Origin of the sequence: Burkholderia sp. A2, from assembly GCF_001729305.1 — a bacterium.
Classification (GTDB): domain Bacteria; phylum Pseudomonadota; class Gammaproteobacteria; order Burkholderiales; family Burkholderiaceae; genus Burkholderia; species Burkholderia sola.
Genome location: NZ_LZXX01000002.1, coordinates 278,740 through 294,634, shown reverse-complemented (window position 1 = coordinate 294,634; position 15,895 = coordinate 278,740). Strand labels below are relative to the sequence as shown.

Genomic DNA, 15,895 nt, shown 5'->3' with positions numbered 1-15,895 from the left:
CCGGCGCCGCCGCCGTCACCCGATCCGCCACCACCGCGGCAGCAGGCTGCGCACTTCGCGCCGTCGGTAACGGTCGTCGATCAGATGCACGACGCCTTCGTCGTGCTCGGTGCGGATCACGCGCCCGGCCGCCTGCACGACCTTCTGCAGCCCCGGATACAGGTACATGTAGTCGTAACCGTTGCCGAAGCGCGCGTCCATCGCGCGCCGCATCTGCTCGTTGATGTCGTTGACCTGCGGCAGCCCGAGCGTCGCGATGAACGCGCCGATCAGCCGCTCGCCGACCAGGTCGACGCCTTCCGAGAACGCCCCGCCCAGCACCGCGAAGCCGACGCCGCGTCCGCCCGCGTCGAAGCGCGCGAGAAACGCGTCGCGCTCGCTTTCGGCCATGCCGGGCGCCTGAGCCCACACGGGGACGTCCGGATGGCGCGTCCGCATCAGCGCGACCACGCGCCCGAGGTAGTCGAAGCTGCTCAGGAAGCCGAGATAGTTGCCGGGTCGCGCTGCGTATTGCGCGGCGATCAGGTCGGCGATCGGCTCGAGCGAGCGGTCGCGGTCGCGCCAGCGCGTCGACACGTGGCTCGCGACGCGCACCGTCAGTTGCTCGGCGCGGAACGGCCCGTCGACGTCGAGCCAGCCCGTATCGCCGGGCAGCCCCAGCGTATCGCGATAGAAATGGAACGGGCTGAGCGTGCCCGAGAACAGCACGGTCGCGCGCGCGGCTTCGTAGCGCGGCGCGAGGAAACCGGCCGGGATCACGTTGCGCACGCACAGCGTCGACTGGACGCGGCGCCGGCGGCCAGCCGTCGCGACGCCGTCGAGTGCGGGCTGCCGCGGCATCGGTTCGCCATGCAGCGTCGCGTCGAAGATCGACGCGCTGTCGAATGCTTCGGCCAGCACGCCGAACTGGATCGCCTCGAAATGGAAACGCAGCAGCGCGTCGCCGTTCGCGCGCGGCGCGTCGGTCAGGTGCTCGCCGATCGCCGCGACGAGGTTTTGCACGGCCGACACGATCGGGCTGGGCACCTCCGGATAAGCCGCATAGCGCTCGGCCTGCGCGCGATTGAGCGTGCCCCACGCGCGGCCGAGCCGATCGAATGCCTTGCGCAACGCCGCCGGCGCGGCTTCGCGCGCGGCCGCGAACGCGAACGGGTCGAGCGACGCGCTGTACATCTTGCGGGCGCGGTCGAGCAGGTTGTGCGCTTCGTCGACGAGCACGCCGACGCGCCACTGGTTCTGCTGCGCGAGCGTATGCAGCATCGCGCTGCCGTCGTAATAGTAGTTGTAGTCGCCGATCGCCATGTCCGACCAGCGCGCGAGCTCCTGCGCCAGATAGTACGGACAGACGTCGTGCGCGAGCGCGGCGGCGCGCACGGTATCGCGATCGAGCAGCCCGGCCTCGATCGCCGCATCGCGCGCGGCCGGCAGCCGGTCGTAGAAGCCTTTCGCGAGCGGGCACGATTCGCCGTGGCACGCGAGGTCCGGATGTTCGCACGCCTTGTCGCGCGCGACGAGTTCCAGCACGCGCAGCGGCAGCGCGGGCGTGCCGGCGCCGAGCGTCGCCGCCGCTTCGAGCGCGAGCGCGCGGCCGGGGGTTTTCGCGGTCAGGAAGAATACATGGTCGAGCTCGCCCTCGCCGCATGCCTTCAGCAGCGGGAACACGGTGCCCAGCGTCTTGCCGATGCCGGTCGGCGCCTGCGCCATCAGGCAGTGTTCGTCGCGCGCCGCGCGATAGACGGCCACCGCCAGCTCGCGCTGGCCGCTGCGGAACTGCCCGTGCGGGAACGCGAGCGCGCGCAGCGCCGCATCGCGCGCGGCGCGATGGGCCGTCTCGCGTTCGGCCCAGCCGACGAAGCACGCGCACTGCTCGGCAAAGAACGTCGCGAGCGTGGCGGCATCCAGCGTTTCCGTCAGCACCGTCTCGCGCTCGGACACGATGTCGAAATACACGAGCGCGACGTCGATTTCCTTGAGGTCGCGCGCGTCGCACATCAGGTGCGCATAGACCTTCGCCTGCGCCCAGTGCAGCGTGCGATGGTTGGCCGGCATCGCGTCGAGGCTGCCGCGATAGGTCTTGATTTCCTCGAGCCGGTTCGCCACGGGATCGTAGCCGTCGGCGCGGCCGCGCACGGTAAGCGTGCCCCACGTGCCCGTCAGCGCGATCTCGGTTTCGTAGCGCGCGCCGCGCTTCGACGTGACCGCGCCGTGGCCGGCGATGCCTTCGAGCGCGGTCGGCGCGGGCGTGAAGCGCAGGTCGAGATCGCCGCGCCGCGCGGTGAACTCGCACATCGCCCGTACCGCGACGACGTAGCTCATGCGGACAACCCCGCCGCCTCGGCATGCGCGACGCCGTCGCCGGCCCACTCGACGTCGACGACGCGCACGGGCATCCGGTGGGCGAGGCAGTAGGCGAGCCAGCGCGTCTGGTTGTCCTGCAGCCGGTCGCCAGGGCCCTTCACCTCGATCAGCTCGTAGCGGCGCTCGTCGGGCCAGAAGCGGACGAGATCCGGCAAGCCGGACCGGTTGCTGCGGATATCCGCGAGCAGGCGCGTGAACCACAGCCGCAGGTGCTCGGGCGGCAGGCAGGCGAGCGCTTCGTCGAGCAGCGCGTCGGTCAGCACGCCCCAGAACACGAACGGCGACTGCAGCCCGGCCTTCGTCGCGAAATGCCGGCGGATCGTGTCGCGGTACGCGCCCGAATCGAGCTGCGCGAAGCAGGCGTCGAAGGCCGCCGCGCGCCGCATGGCGAAATCGGGTGCGTGCAGGTCGGCCGGGCCGCGCTGGAACGGGTGAAAGAATGCGCCGGGCACGGCCGCGAACACGGGTTCCCAGCACAGCAGCCCGAACAGCGAATTGATCAGCGTGTTTTCGACGTAGTGGACCGGCGCAGCCGGCTGAGCGAGATGGTCGCGCACCGCGAATTCGACGCTGACGGACGCGTCGGGACGCGCGAGCACGAGCGTCTCGCGCGGCACGTTCGCGGCAGCGGCCGCGCGCTCGACGTGCTGGCCGGCGCGGCGCTGCAGGCGCGGCAGCATGCGTTCGACGCGCTGACGCTCTTCGTCGCTTTCGAAGCCGCCGCGGGCGTCGAGCGCCAGCGCGAGCGCGTCGTCGTCGCGCCCGCAGCGTTCGAGCACGCGGATGCGCCGGTGACGGCTGCCGGGCCATGCGCTGCGCGCGTACGCGTCGAGTGCGGCACACCAGTCGGCGCGGCGTTCGCACGCCTGGCCGAGCGCGAACAGCAGCTTCGCGCGGCGCGTCGCGAGCCACGGTTGCGCGCAGTCCACTGCATCCAGCGCGCGGATCAGGTCGTCGAACGGCAGATCGTCGGGCCATGCATCGAGTGCGTCGCGGCACATCTGCAGCGCGAGATACGCGTCGACGTCGCCGCGCTGCTGGAACGCGCGCGACGACGGCGCGATCGGCACGCTTTCGTACTGGAACACGCCGAGATCGGCGAGCACGAATTCGCTCCAGTCCTGATGCAGATTGCCGAAGAACATCAGCCGCAGCCGGTCGCACAGCGCGCCGACCGTCACGCGCAACACCCGATCATCGGGCTGCGCGCACCACGCGTCGAGCGGTTGCGCGACGTCGTGCGCGGGCCGCAGCCGGTCGAGCCAGTCGGCCTTGCGCTCGCCCGCATGCGCGGCGAGCGCCGGAAAGATGCGCAGCAGATCGGCCTTGGTGGACAGCGCGAACAACTCGTCGAGCGTGAGCGCCGGCGCGGGATCGACCCAGCCGAGCGCGACGAGCGGCGCGACGGCGTCGAGCGTGCAGCCGATCTCGTCGTACACGAGCTTGCTCGCGCGGAAATCGGACCCGTTACGCATCAGCATCCGTACCAGTAGCGCGCGCGACGCCTGCGGCAGCGTCGCGAACTGCCGGACGAACGCGTGCTCGTGCGCGTCGAACAGGTCGTCGTAACGCTCGCCGAGCCAGGCCAGCGCGCGTTCGAAATTGGTCAGGTAGTAAAACGCCGGAGGCGTCGGCGAGGCAGGCGTCACGGGGATCGATCACTGTACGTTTGTACAGGTCGCAATCATATCAAATATGACGGGCAATGCCGCACGCGGCGTCGCCCTTCCACTGCCCGGCCCCGGTCAGAACTGGTAATTCACCGACATGTCGAACACGCCGTTGGTCGACTGCTGCGTGATCGGGCTGCGCGCCGCGCGGCCGACGAGCTGCTCAAGCGCGCCGTCCACCGTGACGAACCAGTGCTTGTTCACGAACCACACCATCGTCATGCCCACGCCGGCCGACTTGATCCCGGCCCCCGACGAATAGGCCGGTAGCCCCGAGCGCGCGGCCGCGCCCGGGTTCACGCCGAACCAGCTGTTCATGTAGCGGGAATCGGCGAACGTCACGGTCGGCCCGGCGAACCAGAAGAAGTGCTCGTTGCTGCCGGGCATCGGCATGTACGCGGAGAAATCGCCGGTCCAGCCGTTCGACCCGCCGATGCTGCGCCGGACGTCCGCGCGCAGCACGAGCGGGAAATCCTTCGAGACCACGTAGTCGGCCGCGAGCTTCATCACGGGCGCGGCGTTGATGTTGTCGAGACCGTTCAGATGACCGAGATCGTCGGCCGACCGGCGCCCGAGGTCATAGCCGACCGACAAGCTTACGCGCCAGTTCGGCCCGCGCAGCACGTTCGCGCCGAGGCCCTCGCCCGTCGACAGGAAGAACAGGTCGCGATAGCGGATGTCGAAGTTCGGGCCGCCCATCACGCGATAGCGGTCGGAGCCCGCGTAGCGTGGCTGCAGCGTCATCGCGGCGCCGACGCTCACCTGCCACGTGGGAATGTTCGGATCGAAGAGTTTCTGGAGCGGTACGCCCGCCGTGTATTGCCATTCGCCGAGCGGCGAAGGCGTCTGGGCCGACGCGTCACGGGCGCCGGCGGCGAGCGCCGCGAGTGCCGACAGGCCGGATACGAACCGGCGTACGCCGGGGGACAGCAACAGGCGAGCAACAGTGGTCAAGGCGGTCTCCGTCGGTTGCACGAAACGAACCTGAAGGAAAGCGCGTCGCGCTTCATCGGCTGCAACGGCAGGCAGCCTGCGGCGCGAACGTAGCATGCGCTGAATTAACGGACATCCTACGCGACGCGCGCGCGGACGCAAAGCGCCCGCTGTATGCGGGCACTTTGCCGGAAGCCGGCATGAGCCGGCGAATGATTGCGGAATCAGAAACGCTCGACGTGATAGTCGCCGGCGAGCGCGGCCGGACTGCGGGTCGACATCATCCGCGAGAAGCCGTCGGCGAGCCGGCCGAGCGCGAGCTGCTTCTGGCTCGCGTCCCAGTGCGTGTAGGTGTCGTAGGCGGCATCGTCGAACGAAACGGTGACGGCGACCGGACGGCCACTCGCGCGAAAGCCGATCTGCAGCACGCCGCCCGGCAATTCCTCGATGTGATAGCGGAGCGAACGCGATTCGAAATAGCGGCCCAGTACCTGAGCGATCGCGCGCTTGTCTGGCGATTGCACGTGAATGTCCATGACGGTCCTCCTTTTCAATGTTCGCGTGGCCGGTCGCCGTGCACGGCTTCCGCCCGGCATCCGCATCGGCGGCGGGTTCGACGGCGGGTCGCCCTGCGGCAGCCCGTCGGGCACGGGCGGATCGACCGGGTCGTCGTGCCCGGGCGGCGGCGGATCCGGATCGACGTCGGGTGTCGTCGGTTCGGGACGGTGCAGCATGGATGGCGTGTTCATGTCACTCCTGCGCGACGGCGCGCGCCTTTCGATGGCAAGGCGAGCCCCCGCAAGCGCCGTGCCTGCTCCGGCGCCGTGACCCTGGGTCGCTCGGCTTACTCGTCGTACGCCGCCATGACGAGCCACATCGTGCGCCCCTCGGCGGCCAGTTGCACGGCGAGCGCGAACGGATCCGAGGGTTCGCATTGCGCGACGAGCGCCTGCTGCGCGCGTTCCGGGCCGTCGTAGACGGTGTCGTTCAGTTCGCGTACCTCGTCCTTGCCGTCGAACATGCGCCGCTCCGGTCGATAGAGCCGCGATTCGCGCTTCCACGTGTCGAAACGCTCGCGCACGTGGCCGAAATCGCCGCCGCATACGTTCGCGTCGTAACGTATCCTTTTCCTGGCTGCATTCATCACGATGCCCTCTCGTTCATCCCGGACGCGTGCCCGGCCGGTTACCGCCGGCTTGCAAGCGCCGTGCCGCGGCTGCCACGGGTACGGCGCTTGCGCGTTCTCATCCACAAGGAGGTTCGACCATGACCGTACACGCCACCGGCCGCCGCGACGCCGTGTCACCGGCCGCCGGACTGCTCCGGCTCGCCCCGTCGCGTCCGCCGTCTGAAGACAAGACGGAGGAGCGCATCGACGAAGGGCTCGAGGAGACGTTTCCGGCCAGCGATCCGCCCGCCGTCGGCGGTGCGACGCGTATCGACCCCACCACGCCGTCCGGCGAGCACGAACGTCGCGCGCCGCACGTCCCTTCCCCGCCCCGCGATCACGGCTGACGGCGGCACCCGGCGCGCGTTGCGTGGCAGCGCCCCCGCGTCGGCCCAATCAGGAGCGATTCGATGAAAGTCCTTGAACGCAGATGGCACGAAATCAGTGGGGCGGCCGGCGTCGCGGCGCTCGCCGCGATCGAAAGTGCTGTGGTGCTGGTGATCGTCACGATGACGGGCATCGGCCACTGACGGCCCGTCGACAGCCCCCGGCTGCCGCCGTGGAAGATGTACAAGGGCGCTGGCAAATTTCTCCGCGCCCGACACCCCGGCGCAGGTCGGTGTTGGGCGTGAACAGGTCTTGGCCCCGGCGTGCGCGCCGTATGCGTGGCACGCGCGGTGCTCCCGTATCGTCCCGATCACGCAGGAGGCGTTCATGTATCGCGTCAACGAAATCATGTCGCGCGACGTAGTGTGCGTCGCGCCGACCGACACGATTCGCCATGCGGCCGAATTGATGCAGCGCTTCGATATCGGCGTGCTGCCCGTTTGCGACGGCGCCGAGCTCGTCGCGATCGTGACCGATCGCGACCTCGCGGTGCGGGCGCTGGCGCACGGCCATTCGCCCGATACGCCGGTGCAGGCGGTCGCGTCCAGGCCCGTGCAATGGTGTGTCGAGGACGACGGCGTCGGCGACGTTCAGCAGCGCATGGCCGACGTGCAGTTGCACCGCCTGCCGGTGCTGGACCGCAGCCTGAAGCTCGTCGGCATGGTGTCGCTCGGCGACATCGCGACGCGCGCGGGCGGCCCGGCGCGCGACGAGCTCGCCAATACGCTGGAGGACGTCTCGTTGCCGCGCCGTCGCTGACCGGTCGGCGTGCCCATCATCTCGCGGCCCGCTGCCCCGGCGCATTAGCCGCGCAACGAATTTGCGCGCGGGCCGGGGTGCCGCTTCGACCAGGAGGTTTTCGATGACAACGGACAAACCGTCGCGCGACGCCGCGCGCATCGTCGGCGCGAAGCCGCGCACGGCCGCCGGCGGGCCGGGACCTGACGTCATGGCCGCCCGCACGCTCGAAGGCGATCGCGTGCTGACGATGGACGGCGACGACATCGGCAAGGTCACCCACATCATGCTCGACGTGCGCGCCGGGCGGATCGCGTATGCGGTCGTGTCGTCCGGCGGCTTGCTCGGGATCGGCGACAAGCTGCTCGCGGTGCCGTGGAACGCGCTCGTCCTCGATGCCGAACGCGAATGCTTCGTGCTGCCCGTCGGCACCGCACGTGTGCGCGAGGCGCCCGGCTTCGACAAGAGCCGCTGGCCGACGATGGCCGACCCCGAGTGGGCCGAAGCGCTGCATGCGTATTACGGCCGTTCGCCGTACTGGCTGATCGAGGAAGGCGAAACGGCGCTCGATTCGCCGCCGTACGAGGCGTCGCCGGGCGGCCCCGAAGACGGTACGCGGCAGCACTGAAGAAGCCTGTCCGAACTGCCCGCCCGACAGCGGGTCACTGCGCGGCTGCCACCGCCTTCGCGAGTTGCCGCGCGGCGCCCAGATGCGCGTTCAGCATCGGCAGCGTGCGGGCCGCGAACGCGCGAAGCTGTGGGTCGCGGCCTTCTTTCGCCTCGGTTTCGTAAAGCCGGATCGCCGCTTCGTGCGCGCGTGGTCCGGCCAGCGCCACGTACGCCGTATCGAAGGCGCGCCCGTCCTTCGCCCGCAATGCCGTCACCGCCGGGTCCACGAGCATCCGTGTCTGGACGGGCACGCCCTTTTGCGCGCCGATGTGCCGCAATTCGTCCGCGATACGCGCGTGATCGTCGACCATCCGGCGCGCGAAGGCCTTCACGTCCGCGTTCGACGAGCGGTCGAGCGCCAGTTGGCCGGCTTGCCGTTCCACCTTGCCGATCATGCCGGCCTTGTCGACGAACTCGGCGTCGATGCCGGTCGGCCGCTGCGTCATGCCGGGCTCGTCGGCGGTCGGGCCGGGGAGGATGACGCCCGGGGCGACCTGCGCGGACGAGGCCGGCGTCTGCGCGTGCGAAGACGCGCACGCCAGGACGCCGGCGATGGCAGTCAGCCCGCTGGCCAGCGGCCGACGCGTGCGTTGCATGATCCGGTTTTTTGTCATCCGGGCCTCCGGGTGGGACGACGGAGCGGGGGCCGGCCGCGCCGCTTGCCGTCACGCGGGACGATGGTCCGACGTGAAGAAATCGGTCCACGCGCCGTTGTGCCATGCGCCCTCGGTGCGCTCCACCGACAGCGCGCCGGCGGCGAGCATCGTCCGCTCCGCGAACGCAATCGTGCGCCGCGTCACATGCGCGGCCAGCACGACGCCGTTTTCGCATTGCTTCAACGCGCCATGCCCCTCCGGCGCATCGCCGCGCATCCGGCCCAGCGCGCCGCACAACGCACCGACATAGCCGCCCACGAGCGGCACGCCAATCCACGCGAGCGGCGAATGAAGGCCGCCCAGATACAGCAGTGCGGCCCCGGCGAGCCCGACGACCGCGCCGACGGCCACGCCTTCGAGCGCGCCGAGGCCGCCCGGTCGCGCGGCGGAGTCCGCATAGACATCGCCGCCGAGCCAGAACAGCGCGTGCTGCCCGGGCGGATTGAGAAAGAAGACCTTCACGTCGTCCCGATGGATGGCGTGGCCGCGCAATTGCTCCGCGCAGCGCTCCGCCTGCTCGAGCCGCGAGAAACGGCCCGCGATGATGGTGTCCATGTCGACCTCCTGCCCGGTGACGCGCAGGGTCGCGGGCGCGCGACGCCCGATCGGCCCGGCGCTGGCCCGCGCATCACGTTACTTCCGGCGAATCTGCAGCTTGTCGCGCACGCCGCTCACGCCGCTCACGTCGTGCGCGACGCGGATCGCGGTCGCGCGCTGCCGCTCGTCGGGCACGTTGCCCGTGAGTTCGACCACGCGGTCGCGAACCTGCACGTCGATGTCGCCGGAGGCCAGGCCGCGTTCGGCGACGAGCGCGGCCCGGACGCGGGACGCGAGCGTCGCATCCCGGATCTGGCCCCCGACGGCAGACGCCTGGCTCGCCAACTTGGCACGGGTGCCGTCGTCGGCCGATGCGTCGCCGGGCGTCGCGATCCATGCACACGACAGCATCAGTATGCTCGCGATCGGCACGACCGGCGTCCTGCGTCGGGTGCGTGCCGGCTTGCTACCCGTGCCGTCGCGCCGCGTGTTGTCCGTTGCGTCCATCGTGCCTCCTTTTTCGTATGCGGTCGGCGGCCAGGCAACCAGAGTGCCTGCGCGGTCCGTGTGCGCCGCTACCGCTCGCGCGGCTTCCCGCCGCCCGCGTCGCGCCTGTCGTCCGGTACGACATCGACGATCACGCTCGCGAGCGTCGGCATGTCGACCGGCTTGCACAGATACGCATCGAATCCGGCGGCCATCACGCGGCGCCGGTCGGCCTTGCCGGCGTGCGCGGTCACCGCGACGACCGGCAGATGCCCACCGCCGTCCGGCAGGCGCCGGATCCGGTCCAGCAGCCAGTAACCATCGCCATCCGGCATCGCGAGATCCGACAGCACGACGCTGGGGTGCTGCTGCCGCTCGAGCGCGTCGAGCGCATCGTGCCCCGATCGCGCGGTCGATACCTGCGCGCCCATCGTTTCGAGCGCCACCGCGAGGCTCGTCCGCGACGTCGGATCGTCGTCGACCACCAGCACGCGCTGGCCGTCGAGCGCGACCGTATCGGACCTGCCCTTCGCGCGCGGCGGCCGCTCCACCGGATCGTCGGCGTCCCAGCCGGCCGGCAGCGTCACCGCGACGGTCATGCCGCGCCCGACGCCCGCGCTCGTCGCGACGACGTCGCCGCCGTGCAGCTGCGCGATGTTGCGCACGATCGACAGACCGAGCCCCAGGCCGCGCTTCGGCGACGTGAACGCGCCTTGCGGCCGGCTGAATGTCTCGAACAGGTGCGGCAGGTATTCCGGCGCAATGCCTTGCCCGGTGTCGGAGACCGACAGCCGCACGCGCTCGCCGGCGCGCGTCAGCGACACGTTGACGCGTCCGCCCGGCGGCGTGAACTTGATCGCGTTCGACAGCAGGTTCGACAGGACCTGGCGCAGGCGTTCGCCGTCCGCCGGAATCACGCAGGCCGGCATCGCGTATTCGGTCGACAGCACGAGCCCGTTCGCCTCGGCCGTCGCGTCGAATTCACGCGCGGCGTCGCGCACGATCCGCACGACATCGACCGGCACGCGTTCGAGGCGCAGCCGGCCGGTCGCGAGGGACGACGCGTCGAGCAGGTCGGCGACCATGTGCGACAGCGACCGCGCGCTGCGATCGATCGCATCGACCGCCTGCTGCGTGAAACCCTGCCCGTCGGCGTTGCGCAGCACCTCGACCCAGCCGTAGATCACGTTCAGCGGCGTACGCAGTTCGTGCGACACCGTCGCCAGCAGTTCGTCCTTCAGCCGGTTCGACGCGTCGGCCTGCACGCGTGCGTCGCGCGCGCCGCGCAGCGAGCGAAGGTAGTGGCGTTCGTTGCGGCGGCGTTGGCCCGCTTCGCGCAGCGTCAGCGACAGGCCCGCGCAGTGACCCTGCGCGTCGACGATCGGCGACGCGGCGAAGGTCGCGCGGAAACGGCCGCCGTCGCGGCGCACGCACAGTACGTCGAGCGGCCCGACCGGCGCGCATAGGTTCGCGAACGACGCGGGCACCGCATGCCGGCGCAACCAGCGCGGCGCGATCATCGTGACGATGTCGCGTCCGCTCGCCTGTGCCGGATCGACGCCGAAGATACTGGCCGCGGCCGGATTCCAGCTGGTGATCCGGCGCTCGGCGTCGGTCCCGACGATCGCATCGGGCGACGCATCGACCACGTGGCGCAGCAGTTCGTCGTCGGACACGCGTGCGACGGACGACGGCTCGCGATGCGGCGGATACGGATCGCCGTCGTGGTCGCCGGTCCCATGCGGACGATCGTTCGCGAGCAGCGGCTTCACGGCGGCCACCAGCACGCATTCGACGAAACCGATCGCGACGAACGCGCCGGCTTGCGTCAGCAGCGCCGCCAGCGGCGCGTCACGCCACCACCATGCGGCGATCACGCCGGCGCTCGCGGCGGTCGCGACGAGGCCACCGCCGAACGACGTCAGCCATGCGGCGGCCGCCACGCCGGCATAAAAAGGCAGCGGCGCAAAGGGCGCGTGCTGGCCGACAGCCTGAATCGCCCACGCCTGCAGCGCGGACGCCAGCCCGACGGCCAGTACGACCCATGCACCCTGCCGGAACAGCTCGCGGGTCAGAGTCCTCATTGCGTCCTTGCATCGCGCCGGCTCCCGTCGTGCGGGGGGATGCCGCCTTTCGGCCATCCGGCATACCGTCGAGCGCGCCGGGCGAGCGTGAATGCGTCAGCAAACAGCGTACCCGGCCCCGGCTCCACATCGTATTCGTGGCACCGGATGGCTAGGCCTTGCGCCCGCGCGGGTGGTGGCCCGGGTGGTTGCTGTCGGCATCGCCGCGCCCGCCGCCGCCGCAATGGGGCGTCGGCCGCTTTTTTCATCGGGTTTCTGTAAAAAAGCGCCGATGCGACCGGAACGCGGCGTCATGCCAAGGCGCCCGACAAAATCGATGGCCTGTTTCTTTCGCTCGTGCCGCCCACATTGGAATTTTCTATTCCGCGGCACCTTCACGGTTGTTTCGCTGTCGATGATAAATATTGCAATCAACGGGACGTGTGATGCCGTTTTGCAAAACGGCCCGCGAACGCCTATGGGTGAACCAGCCAACCGGACGAAGCAGCGCGCAGACGGCCGCCGGCTGTCCGGCCGGTCTGCCGCGATGCGCACGCTGCTCGCCCGTATCGACAAAATCGCGCCGACCCGCGCGAGCGTGATGATTGCCGGCGAAAGCGGGGTCGGCAAGGATATCGTCGCGCGCCGGCTGCACGATCTGAGCGCGCGGCGCGACGGCCCGTTCGTGCCGATGAACTGCGGCGCGATTCCGCCCGACCTTGCCGAAGCGCACCTGTTCGGGCACGAGAAAGGCAGTTTTACCGGCGCGATCGCGCAGCGCGAAGGGTTCTTCGAAGCCGCGCGCGGCGGCACGCTGTTGCTCGACGAGGTCGCGGAAATGCCCGCCGCGCTGCAGGTGAAACTGCTGCGGGCGATCGAGTCGAACACGATCGTGCGCGTAGGCGGCACCGAATCGATTCCGCTCGACGTGCGGTTCGTCTCGGCCACCCGCCACAATCCGGCCGACGCGGTGCGCGACGGCCGGCTGCGCGAGGACCTGTTCTACCGGCTCGCCGCGTTCGCGATCTACGTGCCGCCGCTGCGCCAGCGCGACGGCGACGTCGAGACGATCGCGCAGGAATTCGTCGACACGCTGAACGCGCGGCATCGCGCGCACAAGCGGCTGACCGACGCGGCGATCGCCGCATTGCGCGCGTATTCGTGGCCCGGCAACGTGCGCGAACTGCACAACACGATCGAGCGCGCGTACATCCTGTCGGACGAAGGCATCGACGTCGCCCTGCCGAAGCAGCCGATGCCGGACGCCGACAGCACCTCGGAAGGCGCGATGGCGCTGCCGGTCGGCGCGACGCTGCACCACGCGCAGCAGCGCTTCATCGCGGCGACGCTGCGTCACTTCGACGGCAACAAGCCGCGCGCGGCGAAGGCGCTCGGCATCAGCCTGAAGACGCTCTACAACCGGCTCGCGCTGATGCGCGACCAGGACGGTTCGTAAGCGGCGCGGGCCGCGGGCCCCTGCTGCGTCAGGCGACCTTGAACTGCCCGACCGTCGTCGCGAGCGCGTTCGCCTGCGACTGCAGCGCGGTGGCTGCGGCGGTCGACTGTTCGACGAGCGCCGCGTTCTGCTGCACCATTTCGTCGAGCTGGCTGACCGCGCGGTTCACTTCCTGGATCCCGCGCGTCTGCTCGTTCGCCGCATGCGTGATCTCGGAGATGATGGTCGTCACGTTCGCCACGTTGGACACGATCTCGCGCATCGTGTCGCCGGCCTGGCGCACCTGCCCGGACCCGGCCGACACGCTCGCGACCGTCGATTCGACCAGCACCTTCACTTCGCGCGCGGCCTGTGCGCTGCGTTGCGCGAGGCTGCGCACTTCCTGCGCGACGACCGCGAAGCCGCGGCCCTGTTCGCCTGCCCGCGCCGCTTCGACGGCAGCGTTCAGCGCGAGGATGTTGGTCTGGAACGCGATCCCGTCGATCACGCCGATGATGTCGCCGATCCGGCTCGACGCTTCCTCGATCTTCCCCATCGTCGCGACGACGTCCGACACGACCACGCCGCCGTGCGACGCGATCCGCGACGCGGCCGCCGCGCGCTCGTCGGCCTGGCCGGCCGCCGCCGCCGACTGACCGACGGTCGCGGTGATCTCTTCCATCGACGCGGCGGTTTCCTCGAGGCTCGCCGCCGCCGATTCGGTACGCGACGACAGGTCCTGGTTGCCCGCCGCGATCTCGTTCGCGGCCGTGCGCACCGATTCGCTCGCGTCGCGGATCTGGCGCATCACGTCGTTCAGCTTGTCGACGAAACTGTTGAACGAGCGCGCGATGTCGGCGACTTCGTCGCGGCCGTCGGCCGGCAGCCGCTGCGTCAGGTCGCCGGCGCCCGACCCGATCGCGGCCATCGCCTGGCGCACCTGCGACAGGCGGCGGAACGCGGTCGCGGTGATTGCGCCGATGATCAGCGACGCCACGCCGACGATCACGATCAGCGTGATCAGCGAAGCGGTCAGCAGCGAACGCATTCCGGCCGTCGCCTCGGCCTTGTCGAGCAGCACCAGCGCGTACCAGTCGGTGCCCGGCACCGGTTTCGCGCGCACCAGCTTCGCGTCGCCGCCGACACTGACCTCGACTGGCGCGTTCGCCGCCGCGATCGACGCCACGCCGAGCGAGCCGAGTTCGGGCGACACGTCGGCGACCGGCTTCAGCGTGAGCTTCGCGTCCGGGTGGGCGACGACGTGGCCGCTGCTGTCGATCAGCATCCCGAAGCTCGCCGGCGTCGGGCGGATCGACTTGACGTTCGCGATCACGCTGTCCATCGACAGGTCCGCGGCGACGACGCCCTTCAGCGCGCCGTCGCGCAGGATCGGCACCGCGAACGTGACGACGAGGTTGCCCGTGCCGGCATCGACGTACGGCGGCGTAACGACCGGCTTGCCGGCCTGCGCGGCCTGCTTGTACCACGGGCGGCCCGTCGGGTCGTAGTCGGGCGGGATACCGGTGGGGTCGGAGAAGTGAAACGCCTTGTCTGCGTAGCCCGCATAGACGTTCGTGAAGCCGCCGGCCGCGGCCATCTGCTTGAACACCGGCAGCGGATCGGGCGTCAGCGCGGCATCCTGCAGCGACGCGATCATCCGGGTGCGGGTCGCGACCCAATCCGCGATGCCGACCACGTGGCCGCTGGCGACGGAGGTCAGGTTGCGGTCGATCGCGTCGTCGTTGTACGCGCGTGCGATGAAATAGTTGATCAGGGTCGTGGCGACGAGCGCGAATACGACGATGGCGACGCACGCGGCAAGAATGCGGGCGCGAATGGACGAGAACATGGCAACGACTCGGTAAGAGAACGGGGAGCGCCCGGTTGGACGAATTCACCGGGTAAACGGCAAATCGGGCCACTTACTTGAGGTCGTTGTGACGGTTCGATGAAACGTATGACGACAGGCGTCCGAGACTGTCGGCCGATCGTCAGGATGGCCGGGTTCGACGGATGGGCTGCGCGCGAGCCGCGGCGCGCGGCCACCGCACGCTACAGCCGCTGGCCCGGACGCGGATCGGCGTCCGCGGGCGCCGCATCGGCCCGGGTGTCGCGGCTCAAATCGTCCTTCTGGCGCATCCGCTCGCGCAGGTGCCGGATCGCGAATACATGGATGTAGTCGTGCACGCGCGCGCCGGACGACAGCGCGCGCACTTCGTCGTCGAGCATCGCACGCAGCTGCTCCGCGCCGATCGCGCGCCGTTCGGCGGCTTCCTTGAGTGAATCGAGCAAATTGTCCTTGGACATCGACAGACTCCTGACGGTCGAGGAACGAAAGATGACGGTACTGGAAGCTTAAAGACTGGACAGACGCGCGGCGTACGATGCGCCGGCGCGGGTTTGCGCGCGATCAACGGCACGTTGCGTGCCGCCCCGTCGATCCGTTTCCGAACCGTTCGCACAGGATCCGCGGCGCACATGGCCCGCGAACGAAACTGGAAGCCTTGCCACGCCACCCCGGGGCGCGGCATGGGCGACGGGCGGCGGGTGGGCCGCCGGGCGACGCCGATGCAGTGGGGAAACTTAGACCGTCCGAAATCATGCGTCAAGCGCACCCCTGTCATGCATTCATCGGACGAACGCGGCGGTCCCGGCCGATCGGCCGTCGCGCGTGTCAGCGGATTCCGATAGCGTCGCGCAATTTCCTGACAGCGACTTCAGCGCGCGCCGCTTGGCAGCGCGCCGTCGCCACACGATACTGATCACATGAACCAGGCGTTCATACCGGAACATCG

General features: G+C 69.9%; 15 protein-coding genes. 4 read left to right on the top strand and 11 right to left on the bottom strand.

Translation table 11 applies throughout. The annotated features are described in order from the left end of the window. Nucleotides 1-15: 15 nt before the first annotated feature. The 5 genes from A9Z05_RS01315 to A9Z05_RS01295 all read right to left on the bottom strand — a co-directional run bounded on the left by A9Z05_RS01315 (nt 16) and on the right by A9Z05_RS01295 (nt 6,105). A complete protein-coding gene (locus tag A9Z05_RS01315; protein ID WP_069616564.1) occupies nt 16-2,316 on the bottom strand; it encodes an ATP-dependent DNA helicase in 2,301 nt (766 codons plus the stop codon). Next, nucleotides 2,313-4,007: a VRR-NUC domain-containing protein gene (locus A9Z05_RS01310; protein ID WP_069616563.1), complete on the bottom strand. Its 1,695-nt coding sequence runs from the start codon at nt 4,005-4,007 to the stop codon at nt 2,313-2,315. Before A9Z05_RS01310 ends, A9Z05_RS01315 begins: the two co-directional genes overlap by 4 nt. A 96-nt stretch (nt 4,008-4,103) precedes the next feature. Beyond that, a complete protein-coding gene (locus A9Z05_RS01305; protein ID WP_069616562.1) occupies nt 4,104-4,982 on the bottom strand; it encodes a MipA/OmpV family protein in 879 nt (292 codons plus the stop codon). Between the two features lie 203 nt (nt 4,983-5,185). Then, on the bottom strand, nt 5,186-5,497 hold the full coding sequence (locus tag A9Z05_RS01300; protein WP_041492268.1) for a hypothetical protein: 312 nt from the start codon (nt 5,495-5,497) through the stop codon (nt 5,186-5,188). Nucleotides 5,498-5,805: 308 nt separating this feature from the next. Then, nucleotides 5,806-6,105, bottom strand: coding sequence for a hypothetical protein (locus A9Z05_RS01295; RefSeq protein WP_069616561.1), 300 nt, complete (start codon nt 6,103-6,105; stop codon nt 5,806-5,808). Between the two features lie 122 nt (nt 6,106-6,227). Here A9Z05_RS01295 and A9Z05_RS01290 point away from each other — a divergent pair, with 122 nt between their 5' ends. The 3 genes from A9Z05_RS01290 to A9Z05_RS01280 all read left to right on the top strand — a co-directional run bounded on the left by A9Z05_RS01290 (nt 6,228) and on the right by A9Z05_RS01280 (nt 7,882). Beyond that, complete coding sequence (locus A9Z05_RS01290) at nt 6,228-6,476, top strand: hypothetical protein (RefSeq protein WP_069616560.1); 249 nt, start codon at nt 6,228-6,230, stop codon at nt 6,474-6,476. A gap of 367 nt (nt 6,477-6,843) precedes the next feature. Next, entirely contained in the window at nt 6,844-7,275 is a 432-nt protein-coding gene (locus A9Z05_RS01285; RefSeq protein WP_069616559.1) for a CBS domain-containing protein, read from the top strand. Nucleotides 7,276-7,378: 103 nt separating this feature from the next. Then, complete coding sequence (locus A9Z05_RS01280) at nt 7,379-7,882, top strand: PRC-barrel domain-containing protein (RefSeq protein ID WP_069616558.1); 504 nt, start codon at nt 7,379-7,381, stop codon at nt 7,880-7,882. Between the two features lie 34 nt (nt 7,883-7,916). Here A9Z05_RS01280 and A9Z05_RS01275 read toward each other — a convergent pair whose 3' ends face one another. The 4 genes from A9Z05_RS01275 to A9Z05_RS01260 all read right to left on the bottom strand — a co-directional run bounded on the left by A9Z05_RS01275 (nt 7,917) and on the right by A9Z05_RS01260 (nt 11,686). After that, a complete protein-coding gene (locus A9Z05_RS01275; protein WP_069616557.1) occupies nt 7,917-8,537 on the bottom strand; it encodes a DUF4142 domain-containing protein in 621 nt (206 codons plus the stop codon). A gap of 51 nt (nt 8,538-8,588) precedes the next feature. Beyond that, nucleotides 8,589-9,134: a hypothetical protein gene (locus A9Z05_RS01270; RefSeq protein WP_069616556.1), complete on the bottom strand. Its 546-nt coding sequence runs from the start codon at nt 9,132-9,134 to the stop codon at nt 8,589-8,591. A gap of 78 nt (nt 9,135-9,212) precedes the next feature. After that, nucleotides 9,213-9,623: a BON domain-containing protein gene (locus tag A9Z05_RS01265; RefSeq protein ID WP_069616555.1), complete on the bottom strand. Its 411-nt coding sequence runs from the start codon at nt 9,621-9,623 to the stop codon at nt 9,213-9,215. A gap of 68 nt (nt 9,624-9,691) precedes the next feature. Beyond that, on the bottom strand, nt 9,692-11,686 hold the full coding sequence (locus A9Z05_RS01260) for an ATP-binding protein (RefSeq protein ID WP_069616554.1): 1,995 nt from the start codon (nt 11,684-11,686) through the stop codon (nt 9,692-9,694). A gap of 394 nt (nt 11,687-12,080) precedes the next feature. On the opposite strand from A9Z05_RS01260, the gene A9Z05_RS01255 reads away from it, so the two are divergent. Beyond that, the gene (locus tag A9Z05_RS01255) at nt 12,081-13,121 is read left to right on the top strand and encodes a sigma-54-dependent Fis family transcriptional regulator (protein ID WP_069616553.1); all 1,041 of its coding nucleotides are present in this window, start codon (nt 12,081-12,083) and stop codon (nt 13,119-13,121) included. 28 nt (nt 13,122-13,149) lie between these two features. Here the strand turns inward: A9Z05_RS01255 and A9Z05_RS01250 are convergent, their stop codons facing one another. Together A9Z05_RS01250 and A9Z05_RS01245 are read right to left on the bottom strand one after the other, a co-directional pair. Continuing rightward, nucleotides 13,150-14,949: a methyl-accepting chemotaxis protein gene (locus A9Z05_RS01250; protein ID WP_069616552.1), complete on the bottom strand. Its 1,800-nt coding sequence runs from the start codon at nt 14,947-14,949 to the stop codon at nt 13,150-13,152. 203 nt (nt 14,950-15,152) lie between these two features. After that, complete coding sequence (locus A9Z05_RS01245; RefSeq protein WP_069616551.1) at nt 15,153-15,407, bottom strand: DUF3562 domain-containing protein; 255 nt, start codon at nt 15,405-15,407, stop codon at nt 15,153-15,155. Between the last annotated feature and the right edge of the window lie 488 nt (nt 15,408-15,895).

Bases quoted from the DNA above. Each gene is read 5' to 3' on its own strand.
- A9Z05_RS01315 (WP_069616564.1), bottom strand. From the start codon at position 2,316: ATGAGCTACGTCGTCGCGGTACGGGCGATGTGCGAGTTCACCGCGCGG.
- A9Z05_RS01300 (WP_041492268.1), bottom strand. From the start codon at position 5,497: ATGGACATTCACGTGCAATCGCCAGACAAGCGCGCGATCGCTCAGGTA.
- A9Z05_RS01295 (WP_069616561.1), bottom strand. From the start codon at position 6,105: ATGAATGCAGCCAGGAAAAGGATACGTTACGACGCGAACGTATGCGGC.
- A9Z05_RS01290 (WP_069616560.1), top strand. From the start codon at position 6,228: ATGACCGTACACGCCACCGGCCGCCGCGACGCCGTGTCACCGGCCGCC.
- A9Z05_RS01285 (WP_069616559.1), top strand. From the start codon at position 6,844: ATGTATCGCGTCAACGAAATCATGTCGCGCGACGTAGTGTGCGTCGCG.
- A9Z05_RS01280 (WP_069616558.1), top strand. From the start codon at position 7,379: ATGACAACGGACAAACCGTCGCGCGACGCCGCGCGCATCGTCGGCGCG.
- A9Z05_RS01275 (WP_069616557.1), bottom strand. From the start codon at position 8,537: ATGACAAAAAACCGGATCATGCAACGCACGCGTCGGCCGCTGGCCAGC.
- A9Z05_RS01270 (WP_069616556.1), bottom strand. From the start codon at position 9,134: ATGGACACCATCATCGCGGGCCGTTTCTCGCGGCTCGAGCAGGCGGAG.
- A9Z05_RS01265 (WP_069616555.1), bottom strand. From the start codon at position 9,623: ATGGACGCAACGGACAACACGCGGCGCGACGGCACGGGTAGCAAGCCG.
- A9Z05_RS01260 (WP_069616554.1), bottom strand. From the start codon at position 11,686: ATGAGGACTCTGACCCGCGAGCTGTTCCGGCAGGGTGCATGGGTCGTA.
- A9Z05_RS01255 (WP_069616553.1), top strand. From the start codon at position 12,081: ATGATAAATATTGCAATCAACGGGACGTGTGATGCCGTTTTGCAAAAC.
- A9Z05_RS01250 (WP_069616552.1), bottom strand. From the start codon at position 14,949: ATGTTCTCGTCCATTCGCGCCCGCATTCTTGCCGCGTGCGTCGCCATC.
- A9Z05_RS01245 (WP_069616551.1), bottom strand. From the start codon at position 15,407: ATGTCCAAGGACAATTTGCTCGATTCACTCAAGGAAGCCGCCGAACGG.